10 protein-coding genes and 1 pseudogene are annotated in these 12,840 nt (G+C 65.7%); 6 read left to right on the plus strand and 5 right to left on the minus strand.

All coding sequences use genetic code 11. The features are described from left to right. Positions 1 to 171: 171 nt before the first annotated feature. The 3 genes from glnA to rdgB form a co-directional block, all read right to left on the minus strand. The gene (glnA, locus tag IB259_RS05785; protein WP_054454097.1) at positions 172 to 1,584 is read right to left on the minus strand and encodes a type I glutamate--ammonia ligase; all 1,413 of its coding nucleotides are present in this window, start codon (positions 1,582 to 1,584) and stop codon (positions 172 to 174) included. A 184-nt stretch (positions 1,585 to 1,768) separates the two neighbouring features. After that, the gene (gene hemW, locus IB259_RS05790) at positions 1,769 to 2,989 is read right to left on the minus strand and encodes a radical SAM family heme chaperone HemW (protein ID WP_192327981.1); all 1,221 of its coding nucleotides are present in this window, start codon (positions 2,987 to 2,989) and stop codon (positions 1,769 to 1,771) included. 37 nt (positions 2,990 to 3,026) lie between these two features. Continuing rightward, positions 3,027 to 3,650 (minus strand): RdgB/HAM1 family non-canonical purine NTP pyrophosphatase, encoded by a 624-nt coding sequence (gene rdgB / locus IB259_RS05795; protein WP_054454093.1) that lies wholly within the window; start codon positions 3,648 to 3,650, stop codon positions 3,027 to 3,029. A gap of 206 nt (positions 3,651 to 3,856) precedes the next feature. On the opposite strand from rdgB, the gene IB259_RS05800 reads away from it, so the two are divergent. Continuing rightward, positions 3,857 to 5,710 carry an EAL domain-containing protein gene (locus IB259_RS05800; RefSeq protein ID WP_225588736.1) on the plus strand — a complete coding sequence of 618 codons (1,854 nt, stop codon included), beginning with the start codon at positions 3,857 to 3,859 and terminating at the stop codon, positions 5,708 to 5,710. Positions 5,711 to 5,860: 150 nt separating this feature from the next. On the opposite strand, the pseudogene IB259_RS05805 reads toward IB259_RS05800, so the two are convergent. Further along, positions 5,861 to 7,336, minus strand: a pseudogene (locus IB259_RS05805) (methyl-accepting chemotaxis protein); the annotation flags it as partial. 170 nt (positions 7,337 to 7,506) lie between these two features. Between IB259_RS05805 and IB259_RS05810 the strand changes: the two are divergent. After that, positions 7,507 to 8,667, plus strand: a complete 1,161-nt coding sequence (locus IB259_RS05810) for an acyl-CoA dehydrogenase family protein (RefSeq protein ID WP_054454089.1) — start codon at positions 7,507 to 7,509, stop codon at positions 8,665 to 8,667. Between the two features lie 16 nt (positions 8,668 to 8,683). Next, entirely contained in the window at positions 8,684 to 10,060 is a 1,377-nt protein-coding gene (locus tag IB259_RS05815; RefSeq protein WP_192327984.1) for an MmgE/PrpD family protein, read from the plus strand. Positions 10,061 to 10,125: 65 nt separating this feature from the next. On the opposite strand, the gene rph is transcribed toward IB259_RS05815, so the two are convergent. Then, positions 10,126 to 10,860 carry a ribonuclease PH gene (gene rph / locus IB259_RS05820; protein ID WP_054454085.1) on the minus strand — a complete coding sequence of 245 codons (735 nt, stop codon included), beginning with the start codon at positions 10,858 to 10,860 and terminating at the stop codon, positions 10,126 to 10,128. 181 nt (positions 10,861 to 11,041) lie between these two features. On the opposite strand from rph, the gene IB259_RS05825 reads away from it, so the two are divergent. The 3 genes from IB259_RS05825 to IB259_RS05835 all read left to right on the plus strand — a co-directional run bounded on the left by IB259_RS05825 (position 11,042) and on the right by IB259_RS05835 (position 12,837). Beyond that, positions 11,042 to 11,974 carry a YicC/YloC family endoribonuclease gene (locus tag IB259_RS05825; RefSeq protein ID WP_192327987.1) on the plus strand — a complete coding sequence of 311 codons (933 nt, stop codon included), beginning with the start codon at positions 11,042 to 11,044 and terminating at the stop codon, positions 11,972 to 11,974. A 237-nt stretch (positions 11,975 to 12,211) separates the two neighbouring features. Then, positions 12,212 to 12,556 (plus strand): type II toxin-antitoxin system RelE/ParE family toxin, encoded by a 345-nt coding sequence (locus IB259_RS05830; protein WP_175160446.1) that lies wholly within the window; start codon positions 12,212 to 12,214, stop codon positions 12,554 to 12,556. Continuing rightward, positions 12,553 to 12,837 carry a DNA-binding transcriptional regulator gene (locus IB259_RS05835; RefSeq protein WP_082400972.1) on the plus strand — a complete coding sequence of 95 codons (285 nt, stop codon included), beginning with the start codon at positions 12,553 to 12,555 and terminating at the stop codon, positions 12,835 to 12,837. Before IB259_RS05830 ends, IB259_RS05835 begins: the two co-directional genes overlap by 4 nt. Positions 12,838 to 12,840 lie beyond the last annotated feature (3 nt).

A 12,840-nucleotide genomic window follows, 5' to 3' on the forward strand; every position in this document is an offset into this window, starting at 1 on the left:
CGAATGTGAGGGGACGGCGGAACGCGACGGCCGCGCCGGAAGCCGGCGCCCTGTCCACCAGGCGTAAGGCCTGGCAGACAGCACGTCGAACCGCGATCTGGCGGTGCGCGTGCTGCGGGCCCTGGTTTCTGCCTGCATCATCGCGCCACCTCCAGCTACTGCCTCAGGACATTAGAGGCTGTAGTACATGTCGAACTCGACCGGGTGCGGCGTCATGCGCAGACGGTTCACATCGGCCATCTTCAGGTCGATGTAGGCCGTGAGCATGTCGTTGCTGAACACGCCGCCGCGGGTCAGGAACTCGCGGTCGTTGTCCAGCGCTTCCAGAGCCTGTTCCAGCGAGGCGCAGACCGTCGGGATCTTGGCGTCTTCTTCCGGCGGCAGGTCGTACAGGTTCTTGTCGGCGGGATCGCCGGGGTGAATCTTGTTCTGCACGCCGTCCAGGCCGGCCATCATCAGGGCCGAGAAAGCCAGGTACGGGTTGGCCAGGGGGTCCGGGAAGCGCGCTTCGACGCGGCGGCCCTTCGGGTTGCCGACGTACGGAATACGGATCGAGGCCGAACGGTTGCGGGCCGAGTAAGCCAGCTTCACGGGCGCTTCGTAGTGCGGAACCAGGCGCTTGTACGAGTTGGTACCGGGGTTGGTGATGGCGTTCAGCGCGCGGGCGTGCTTGATGATGCCGCCGATGTAGTACAGCGCGAATTCCGACAGGCCGGCGTAGCCGTTGCCCGCGAACAGGTTCTGGCCGTCCTTCCAGATGGACTGGTGGACGTGCATGCCGGAGCCGTTGTCGCCGACGATGGGCTTGGGCATGAACGTGGCGGTCTTGCCGTAGGCGTGGGCCACGTTGTGGATCACGTACTTGACGATCTGCGTCCAGTCGGCGCGCTGCACCAGCGTGCTGAACTTGGTGCCGATTTCGAGCTGGCCGGCGCCGGCCACTTCATGGTGGTGCACTTCGACCGGCACGCCCATCTGTTCCATCAGCAGGCACATTTCCGAACGCATGTCCTGGAACGAGTCGACCGGGGGCACGGGGAAGTAGCCGCCCTTGACGGTGGGACGGTGGCCGGTGTTGCCGCCTTCGAATTCCAGGCCCGAGGACCAGGGGGCTTCTTCGGACTTGATCTTGACGAACGTGCCGGACATGTCGCTGTTCCAGGTTACGCCGTCGAAGACGAAGAATTCGGGTTCCGGACCAAAGTAGGCGGTGTCGCCCAGGCCGGAGGACTTGAGGTAGGCTTCGGCGCGCTTGGCCAGCGAGCGCGGGTCGCGGTCGTAGCCCTTCAGGTCGGAAGGTTCGACCACGTCGCACGACAGGATCATGGTCGGCTCTTCGCGGAACGGATCCAGGTTGGCGGTGGACAGGTCGGGGATGAGCAGCATGTCGGAGGCTTCGATGCCCTTCCAGCCCGGGATCGACGAACCGTCGAAGGCCTGCCCGCTTTCCAGCTTGTCTTCGTCGATCTGGCTGATCGGCACCGAAATGTGGTGCTCACGGCCAATCGTATCGGTAAAGCGGAAATCCACGAATTTGACTTCGTTGTCGGCGATCTGTTTCAGGACATCTTTCGGGCTTGCCATGTCATCTCCATTAGATAAAAAGGTCGAGGGCTTTGCCCGTCGACTGGCATAAAAGAGGAAAGCAATAAGCGTGCCAGGTTTCCTCTCCGGGATTCCCCGGGGAAATCGGCTCGATCATGGGAAAATGTAGCACCATCATGGTGCAAATAGTGGAGCATGATTGCCCCACTATGGTGCATGAACGCTACAGGAACATTTCCTGCAGGTCGTTGAGGAATCTCCAGCCCAATGGAGTCGCCCGCAGCCGGGTCGGATCGGCGTCCAACAGCCCGCGCTTGGAGGCCGCCTCCAATTGGTGCGCAATGGCGGCCAGCGACAGGCCGGTACGCTCGTTGAACGCGGTGGCGGCTACGCCGTCCTTCAGGCGCAGGGCGTTCAGCATGAACTCGAACGGCAGTTCGTCCGGCCCGACCTGGCGGCTTTCGGCGATGTGGCTGCCGTCGCGGGCCATGGCGGCCTGCATCCACGAGTCGGGCCCGCGCAGCCGCGCTTCGCGCACGATGCGGTCATGGAAGGACAGCTTGCCGTGCGCCCCCGGGCCCAGGCCCAGGTAATCGCCAAATTCCCAGTAATTCAGATTGTGCCGGCAGCGCGCGCCGGGCTTCGCGTAGGCGGAAACCTCATAGCGGGCAAGGCCGGCCGCCGCCAGCTCGGCCTCCACCGCGTCCTGCATGGCGGCGCTGGTGTCGTCGTCGGGCAGGTCCTGGGGGGGGAACTTGGCGAAGACGGTATTGGGCTCCATCGTCAGGTGATAGAGCGACAGGTGCTCGGTGCCAAAAGCCACGGCCTGCCGCAGATCGGCCACACAGGCCTCCAGAGTCTGGCCGGGCAAGGCGAACATCATGTCCAGGTTGACGCGCGAGACCGCACGCTGCGCCATCTCGATCGCCGCCCTCGCCTGCGCGCTGTCATGGATGCGGCCCAGCTTCTTCAGCTGCGCATCGTCGAAACTCTGGATCCCCAGCGAAAACCGCGTCACGCCGCTGGCGGCGTAGTCGCGGAAACGCCCGGCTTCGGCCGTGCCGGGATTGGCTTCCATGGTGATTTCGGCGTCGGGCCACAGGTTCAGACAGGCGCGCAGCATCGCCAGCAGTTCGTCCAGTCCTTCGGACGACAGCAGGCTGGGCGTGCCTCCGCCGATGAAGACGGATACCACCTGCCGCCCCCAGATCGAAGGCAGCGCCTGCTCCAGATCGCTGCGCAGGGCATCCAGATAGGCGCGTTCCGGGATTTCGCCCGGCGCCGCGTGGGAATTGAAGTCGCAATAGGGACATTTGCGCACGCACCACGGCACGTGCACATAGACGGACAGCGGCGGCAGGCTGGTCAGCGTGGCGCCGGCCGGCAGCTTCAGGCGCGACGGTTGCGCGCCCATGTCGTTGCGGATGGGAATGATGATGGACATGCGTAATTCCTGAACCGGGCGCCACGCGGCGCCCTAGTCAAGCCTGGCTCAGCTTGCTCAACAGTTCGCGCAGGGCGCGGGCGCGATGGCTCAGCCGGTTCTTTTCCTCGGGCTCCAGGGCGGCGGCGGTCAGGGCCTGGTCGGGCAGGTAGAAATGCGGATCGTAGCCAAAGCCGTTGGCGCCTTCGGGCTGGTCGATGATCTCGCCATGCCACAGGCCTTCGCCTATCAGGGGCCGCGGATCGTTCTCGGAACGCACCAGCGCCAGCACCGCCACGTACCAGGCGCTGCGGTCGGCCACGCCGGCCAGATTGCGCACCAGCAGTTCGTTGTTGGCCTGATCGGATTTTTCGCCGCCCAGCATCTTGGCATAGCGCGCCGAATACACGCCAGGCGCGCCATCCAGCGCCGCGACGCACAGGCCGGAATCGTCGGCCAGGGCCGGCAGTCCCGTCAGGCGGCTGGCATGGCGGGCCTTGGCCAGCGCATTCTCGACGAACGTCACGTGCGGCTCTTCGGCCTCGGGCACGCCCAGTTCGCCCTGGGGCACAAGCTCGATGCCCAGGGGCGCGAACAGCGCGGAAAACTCGCGCAGCTTGCCGGCATTGTTGGAGGCGAGCACCACGCGGCGCAGGGAATCGGGAATCTTGGGAGCAGTCATGGGGCAAATTGTATAGGGCGCAGGCCCCATCCGCCGCCCGCGGGCGGCATGCCCCCGCGAGGCGAAAGGATATACCTCGCTCCAGGGTTGACAGTGATACTGACCCTAATTGAATATGGCGCGCCTGCCATCGACGAAACAACGCGGACATATTTTGTTGTCAACATGATCAAACTTGTCACTGATAGTATCTGAACGCACCGGCGATGGACCCCATTCACGCTTTGCCCCGGCCGGTAGCGGCCCGCGCGCCCTCATCCCCCCTGGACAGCGCGTCAGCGCACGTGAGCCTGGCCGGCATCCTGCGGGAACGGCTGCTGCGCCCACGCTTCCAGCCCGTGGTCGATCTTTCGCACAGCCGCATCTACGGCCATGAAAGCCTGATCCGCGGCCCCGTCGACACCGCCCTGCACTTTCCCGACGCCTTGTTCGCCGAGGCCCGCCGCCAGGGCCTGCATCCGCAGCTGGAGCTGGCGAGCTTCCGCGCCGGCGCGCAGGGCTTTCACCAGCACGACGCCTCCGGCATGCTGTTCCTGAACCTGTCCGGTTCGGCGCTGCTGCACTACTGGACCCTGTGGGGCGAGGAAATGCCCGAGCGCCTGCTCAAGAATTGCTCGCTCGCGCCTTCCAGCATCATCGTCGAACTCACCGAGCAGGATCCGCTGTCCGAGCACATGGCGGAGCTGTCCAGCGCATTTGCCTGCCTGCGGGCGCATGGCATGCGTGTCGCGCTGGACGACTACGGCGTGGGCAACTCCAATCTGCAGCTCTGGGCCGAGATGCAGCCGGACCTGGTCAAGATCGACCGCTATTTCTTCGACGGCATCGGCCAGGACGAGCGCAAGCAGAACATGGTGCGCGCCATCCTGAAAGTGGCGCAGCACCTGGGCACCACCATCGTTGCCGAAGGCATCGAGACCGCCGAGGACCTGGCCGTGGTGCGCGAGCTGGACATCCGCTACGCGCAAGGCTGGCTGCTGGGCCGGCCGGAGGAAATGCTGCTGACCGAGCTGGCGCCGCCGCTGCGCGATTCGCTGCGCCAACGCGCGCCGGCCGCAACGCCCGCCCGCGGCGTCGGCGGCACGGCGGCCAGCCTGCGCGTCGAAGCGCCGGCGGTACGGCTGACCGGACACACCAATGACGACGTGCACCGGCTGTTCATCGAACACAAGGAAATGCACGCGGTGGCGGTGATCGACGACGACAACCGGCCGGTCGGCATCATCAACCGGCGCGATTTCTCGGAACATTACGCCCAGCGCTACACGCGCGAGCTGTTCGGGCGGGACGCCTGCTCCACCTTCATGAATGCCGAACCGGTGCTGGTGGACCTGAACGTATCCATCGACCAGTTGAGCCACGTGCTGATCTCGGAAGACCAGCGCTATCTGATGGACGGCCTGATCATCACGCGCGAAGGCCGCTACGACGGCCTGGCCACCGGCGAAACCTTGGTGCGCTCGGTCACCGAGATGCGCATCGAGGCGGCGCGCTACGCCAATCCGCTGACCTCGCTGCCTGGCAACATCCCCATCAGCCGCCACATCGCCACGCTGCTCGAAGACGCCGACGACTTCACCATCTGCTATGGCGACCTGAACAACTTCAAGCCCTTCAACGACGTCTATGGCTATTGGCGCGGCGACGACATGATCATGTTGACCGCCGAAGTCATCAAGCGCCACTGCGATCCGCAGCGCGACTTCGTCGGCCATGTGGGCGGCGATGACTTCGTGGTGCTGTTGCGCAGCCCCGACTGGATGGCGCGCGCCCAGCGCATCATCGCGGAATTCAACGACCGCGCCATGGACCTGTACGACGACCAGGGCCGCCGCAACGGCGGGATCGAGGCCGAGGACCGCTACGGCGTGCCGCGCTTCTTTCCCTTCGTGACGCTGGGCGTGGGCGCCCTCACCGTCACGCCATCACTATGCGAGCGCATCCGCCCTGAGGACATCGCGTCGGCCGCCGCTCACGTCAAGCACAAGGTCAAGCACGGGAACCTGTCGCTGGTGGCCGAGCGCTACACCGGCGGCATCCTGCCGCAGCTGGATAGCTGAACCCTGCCCGGCCGCGCCATCGGCCGGCTGGGCGATCTGGAACACCGCCACGGCCCGGCGCAGACCCTGCGCCTGGGCTTCCAGCGCGGCGGCAGCGGCCGCGGTCTGCTCCACCATGGCGGCATTCTCCTGCGTCGAGCGTTCGATGTCCGCCACCGCATGGTTCACCGAGGCGATGCCCGCCGCCTGCTCGGCCGTCGCGCTGGAAATCTCGGCCACGATCTGCGTGACCCGGTCCACCGATTGCATCATGTCGCGCATGGTGTCGCCGGCCACGCTGACCTGACGCACGCCCGCCTCCACGCGCGCCGCGGAGTCCTCGATCAGGCCCTTGATTTCCTTGGCGGCCTGCGCGCTGCGCTGGGCGAGCGAGCGCACCTCGCCCGCCACCACGGCAAAGCCCTTTCCCTGCTCTCCCGCGCGCGCCGCTTCCACCGCGGCATTGAGCGCCAGGATGTTGGTCTGGAACGCGATGCTGTCGACCACGCCCACGATCTCGCCGATGCGGCGGGCGCTTTCGGCGATGCCCTGCATGCTCTGCACCACTTCCTCCACCGCCGCGCCGCCGCGCTGCGCCAGCTGGGTCGCGCCCAGCGCCTGGCGGCTGGCCAGGTCGGCGTTGCCGGCGGTCAGCTGCACCGTTTGCGCCAGCTGCATCATGTTGGCCGACGCTTCCTGCAGCGAGCCCGCCTGACGCGCGGTACGGTCCGACATGTCCGCCCCGCCCGCGGCGATCTCGCCGGAACCGGTATGGATTTCCTCGACGCCATGGCGCACCGAGGCCACTGCCGCCGACAGCCCTTTCTGCATGCGCCGCATGGCGCTGTACAGGACACCGATCTCGTTGTCGCCGCGCATGGCGATCGCACCCGTGAGGTCGCCGTCGGCGATGCGGTCGAAATGCGCCCCTGCTTCATTCAGCGGCCGCAGGATGCTGCGGCGGAACGCCAGGCGGATCAGCACAGCCAACAGCAGCACCAGCGCCAGCACCCCGGCCGCCACCGCGATCACCCGCTGCAGCGTGAGGCTGGCGCTGGCCACGGCCGCCTGCCCCTGATCGCGGGCGTAGGTCTGGTAGGCGTCGGCCTGCTTGACGTAGGCAGCGCCGCTGGCCGGCAGCGCCTTGTCCACCAGGCGGTTCACCTCGATCCCGTTCCAGCCCTTGATCGCCGCATGCATGGGCGCCAGCGTCTTGTCCGCGAAGGCGGCGTAGGCCGCCAATACGCCATCGAACAACGGCGCGCCCTCGGCGCTGATGTCGGGATTGGCGCGCAAGCGTCCCAGGCTTTCCCCGGCCTGCTTGAGCAGCGCCTCGGCGTGCGCCAGCGACTCGTTGCGCGCCTCTTCCAGCCCGCCTTCCATCGCCGTCTTGGCATCCGTCAGCGCCGCGCGCGCCTGGAACAGCCGGCTGGTCATGTCCGCCAGGTCGCCTGCCCGTTCGATGCTGCCCCGGCCCAGCGCTTCTATGTCCGTCCGGTTTTCCCGCAGCACCGTGATTGCCCCCGCCGCCGCCAGCGCGAACAGCACCACGAACAACGCAAGAATGGCCGACAACGCCGTCGTGACCCTGATGTTTTTCCGCATATCAGTCCATACAAAACCTGCCGCCAGCGGCGGCGTTCGCATGGATTATGGACACCCAGTTTGGCAATTTCTTGACACAACCCCGGCGCCGGGATGACAAACTCCCGTCATGAAACCGAACCCCGTATTAAGCAATTGTGAATTGGCAGGGGCGGCGGCATGCGGCACATTCCACGGTGTACCGATCCATTACCCATACAGAAAACAGCATCATGACCAACGCCTCCCACGCCTATCAGGACATCCGCGAAGCCGTGCGCGATCTCTGCGCCCAGTTCCCCTCCGAATACTTCCGCAAGGTCGATGAAGAACGCGGCTATCCCGAAGCCTTCGTCCGCGCGCTGACCGAAGCCGGCTGGCTGGCCGCGCTGATCCCGCAGGAATACGGCGGCTCCGGCCTGGGCCTGACCGAAGCGTCTGTCATCATGGAAGAAATCAACCGCAGCGGCGGCAATTCCGGCGCCTGCCACGGCCAGATGTACAACATGGGCACGCTGCTGCGCCACGGCTCCGAAGCCCAGAAGCGTGAGTACCTGCCGCGCATCGCCGCTGGCGAACTGCGCCTGCAGTCCATGGGCGTCACCGAACCCACCACCGGCACCGACACGACCAAGATCAAGACCACCGCGGTCAAGCGCGGCGACCGTTACGTCATCAACGGCCAGAAGGTCTGGATCTCGCGCGTGCAGCACTCCGACCTGATGATCCTGCTGGCGCGCACCACGCCGCTGGACCAGGTCACGCGCAAATCCGAAGGCATGTCCATCTTCCTGGTGGACCTGCATCATGCCGTCAAGCACGGCATGTCGATCCGCCCGATCCCCAACATGGTCAACCACGAGACCAACGAGCTGTTCTTCGACAACCTGGAAATCCCCGAGGAGAACCTGATCGGCGAGGAAGGAAAGGGCTTCAAGTACATCCTGGACGGCCTGAACGCCGAACGCACCCTGATCGCCGCCGAATGCATTGGCGACGGCTACTGGTTCGTGGACAAGGTCACCGCCTACGCCAAGGAGCGCATGGTGTTCGGTCGCCCCATCGGCCAGAACCAGGGCGTGCAATTCCCCATCGCCCGCGCCCACATCAACGTTGAAGCGGCCAGCCTGATGCGCTACGAGGCCTGCCGCCTGTTCGACGCCCACGAGCCCTGCGGCGCACAAGCCAACATGGCCAAGCTGCTGGCTGCCGACGCGTCCTGGGAAGCCGCCAATGCCTGCCTGCAATTCCACGGCGGCTTCGGCTTCGCCACGGAATACGATGTGGAGCGCAAGTTCCGCGAAACCCGCCTGTATCAGGTCGCGCCGATCTCGACCAACCTGATCCTGTCCTACGTGGCCGAACACATCCTGGGCCTGCCCCGCTCCTTCTGACCGGATCCCGACATCAATGACCGCTGCCAAAGATATCCCGCACCTGAGCGCCGAACTCGCGGCCTTCGCCGCCAACCTGCGCTATGAAGACATCCCGGCGCCGGTGCTGCGCCGCGCCGAGGACCTGTTGCTGGACTGCCTGGCGTCCATTCTGGCGGGCGCTTCGGCGCGCGCGGTGCAGGCCATCGACCGCTACGCCGCCGCCATGGGTCCGGCCGACGGTCCCAGCGAAGTCCTGATCACCCGCCGCCGCACCACGCCGCTGTTCGCCGCCATGGTCAACGCGGCGGCCGCCCACGTGGTCGAGCAGGACGACGTGCACAACGGTTCCGTGTTCCACCCCGCCGCCGTGGTGTTCCCGCCTGCGCTGGCCGTGGCGCAAGCGCTGGGCCGCTCGGGCCGCGACCTGCTGGTCGCCTCTGTTGCGGGCTACGAAGTGGGAATCCGCGTCGGCGAATTCCTGGGCCGTTCGCACTACAAGATCTTCCACACCACCGGCACCGCAGGCACGCTGGCCGCCGCCGTCACCACCGGCCGGCTGCTGAACCTGTCCCCCGAGGAAATGCTGCACGCGCTGGGCTCGGCCGGCACGCAGGCTGCGGGCCTCTGGGAGTTCCTGCGCGACGCTGCCGACTCCAAGCAACTGCACACCGCCAAGGCCGCGGCCGACGGCATCACCGCCGCCTATCTGGCGCGCGAAGGTTTCACTGGCGCGCGCCACATCCTGGAAGGCCCGCAGGGCATGGCGGCCGGCATGTCCACCGACGCCGACCCGAGCCGCCTGTGCGACCGCTTGGGCGAACGCTGGGCGCTGGCCGAGACCTCGTTCAAGTTCCACGCTTCCTGCCGCCACACCCACCCCGCTGCCGACGCGCTACAGCAAGCGCTGCGCGACAACAAGCTGACCGAAGCCGACATCGAGCGCGTCGTGGCCCACGTGCACCAGGGCGCCATCGACGTGCTGGGGCCGGTAGTCAATCCGCAGACCGTGCACCAGTCCAAGTTCTCGATGGGCACTGTCCTGGCCCTGATCGCCCGCCAGGGCCGCGCAGGCCTGGCGGAATTCGATGCCGGCCTGGACGATCCGGGCGTGGCCACGTTCCGCGGCAAGGTCGAAATGGAACTCGACCCGGAGGTCGACGGCGCCTACCCTCAGCGCTGGATCGGCAAGGTCACGGTCTACACCCGCGACGGCCGCAAGCTGCATGGCCGCGTGGATGAACCCAAGGGCGATCCGGGCAATACCCTGAGCCGGGTGGAAATCGAGGACAAGACGCTAAGCCTGGGCCGCTACGCGGACGCCGCTACCGAGCAAGAGCTGCGCGGGCTGATCGCCGCGATCTGGAATCTGGAAAAGGCGGAAAAAATGGGAATGCTGCTGGCGTCGAAGTAAAGCCTGCAGACGAATCTACGGGTTGGCCGCGGGGTGCGCGTCCAACCCGTTTCTTTTGGCGCCGATCAGGCCAGCGCCGCGCGCTGCGCCCGCACCAGGCCGGCGATGCCGCTTTCGGCCAACACCAGCATCGTGTCCAGTTCCGCGCGGGTGAAGGTGGCGCCCTCGCCCGTGCCCTGCACTTCCACGAATGCGCCGCTGCCGGTCATGATCACGTTTACGTCGGCGTCGCAGGCCGAGTCTTCCTCGTAATCCAGGTCCAGCACCGCGCGACCTTGTACCAAGCCGACCGACACCGCTGCCACCGCATCGCGGATCGGGTTCGCGGCGAGGTCGCCGCGCTGCATCAGCAACGCGACGGCGTCGGCCGCGGCCACCCAGGCGCCGGTAATGCTGGCGCAGCGCGTGCCACCGTCGGCCTGCAGCACGTCGCAGTCCAGGTGCAGCGTGCGTTCGCCCAGCGCCTTCATGTCGAACACGGCCCGCAGGCTGCGGCCGATCAGGCGCTGGATTTCCTGGGTGCGGCCGCTCTGCTTGCCGCGCGCGGCCTCGCGGTCGCCGCGCGTATGGGTGGCGCGCGGCAACATGCCGTATTCAGCCGTTACCCAGCCTTCCCCCTTGCCCTTCAGAAAAGGCGGTACCTTCTCAAGTACGCTGGCCGTGCACAGCACATGGGTGTTGCCGGCCTTCACCAGCACCGAACCTTCGGCGTAGCGCGTGAACCCGCGCTCCAGGCTGAACGGCCGCAGTTCGTCGACGGCGCGGCCCGAAGGACGGGCGATGGCGGGGGTAGTGGTCACAGGCAAACTCCAGACGTGGCTTAGATCCGCCGCATTGTACGGGGTGGCGCCGCAGGAAAACGCCGCTTGGAGTATCCTGCCGCGATATAACCGGTACAAATGAAAGGGTCCGCGCCGAAAAACCGGCTGGCGCGCACACCCGCCGGTTCCCAATAAAAAGCATTACCAGGACACGCACATCATGATTCGCAGCATGACCGCCTTCGGCAACGCCCGCGCAGATCTCGAGCAAGGCACGCTTGCGCTCGAATTCCGCAGCGTCAACAGCCGCTTCCTTGACCTCTACTTCCGCCTGCCCGACGAATTGCGCCACGTGGAAACGCCGCTGCGCGAATTGCTGACCGCCAATCTGGCGCGCGGCAAGGTCGAAATCCGCGTTTCCTACACGCGCAACGCCAGCACCGACCTGTCCAAGCTGGAACCGGCCTGGCTCGAAAGCCTGGCCGAACAGTTGCAGGCCGCGCGCCGCATCCTCCCCGACATCGCCGCCCCGCGCCTGGTGGAACTGTTCAATTGGCCCGGCCAGCGCGCCAACGACGCGCTCGACCCGCAAGTCTGGGGCGCCGCCTGCATGCAGGCCGCCCAGCAGGCTCTGACCCAGCTGCAGGAAGGCCGCGCGCGCGAAGGCGAACGCCTGGCCGGCATGATGCGCGAATGCGCCGACGGCGTCGCGCGCATCGTCGAGCTGGTGCAGGCGCACCTGCCCCAACTGCTGGCGGACCACCGCGACAAGCTGGCTTCCAAGCTGCGCGAAAGCGTGGAATCCGCCTTCCCCGGCGGCTTCACCCACATTTCCGGCGCGGAACTGTCCGAACGCCTGTCCCAGGAAGCCAACCTGTTCGCCCTGCGCATCGACGTGGCCGAAGAACTCTCCCGCCTGCGCTCGCACCTGGAAGAACTGCGCCACCTGCTGGGCGACGGCGGCGACAAACCCGCCTCCGGCAAAAAGAACGCCGGCAGCGCGGGCAAGCGCCTGGACTTCCTGTTCCAGGAAATGAACCGCGAAGCCAACACCCTGGGCTCCAAGGCCGGCAGCATGGAAGTCACCCGCGCCGCCATGGACCTGAAGCTGCTGATCGAGCAGATGCGGGAACAGGCGCAGAACATCGAATAGCGGGATACGCGATGGCGCCTCTGAATGGGCGCCGGATCCTGGCGTAAAAAAAGCAGCCCTTACCTGCTGGATGGATGATCCAGTACGTAAGGGCTGCTTTTCGTCTGGTTTTAAGGGCTCGCCCGCCCCGCATTGGCCTGTAGCTGTTGATATACGTGCTTGCGTCCTGGCCTCGATGCCGGAAGTCTGACCTTGCCGAACTAATCCAATGGATTAGAATTAACTTTGCGACAAACCATGCATGGCATTGCGGAACTGCCCTCTTACATTCGTCTTGCCGACAGACTATTGCTGCCAAACGAGCGTCAAGACCTGATTGACTACCTGGCCGGGCATCCGAAGGCGGGAGACATCATGGAGGGCACCGGTGGAGTCCGCAAATTGCGCTGGCGTCGTAGCGGGCAAGGCAAGAGCGGCGGCGCGCGCATCATCTATTACTACCACGATGATCTTATGCCGCTATATTTGCTGACGCTTTTTGCGAAAAACGATAAAGCCAATCTGACTAAGGCCCAACGCAACGAGCTAGCCGGCATGGTGACTTTGCTGGTGAATATCTGGAAAGGACAAACAAGATCATGAGCACTGCATTCGACGGCATCAAGCAAGGCTTGCAAGAAGCGATTGCCCACGCGCAGGGAGATACACGCGGCGTTCGCCTGCATCGCCCCCGCGAGGTTGACGTCAAAGCCGTACGCGCCAAAGTCGGAATGACCCAGGAACAATTCGCAGCCCGATTCGGCTTTTCGACTGCCACGCTGCGACATTGGGAACGCGGTGATCGCTCACCGCGCGGCCCTGCCCTGGTACTACTTAACGTCATCGAACGGAACCCTGAGGCCGTCATCGAAGCGTTGGCTTGACCA

It is taken from the genome of Achromobacter sp. ACM04, from assembly GCF_014851465.1.
GTDB classification, from domain to species: Bacteria; Pseudomonadota; Gammaproteobacteria; order Burkholderiales; family Burkholderiaceae_B; genus Achromobacter; species Achromobacter aegrifaciens.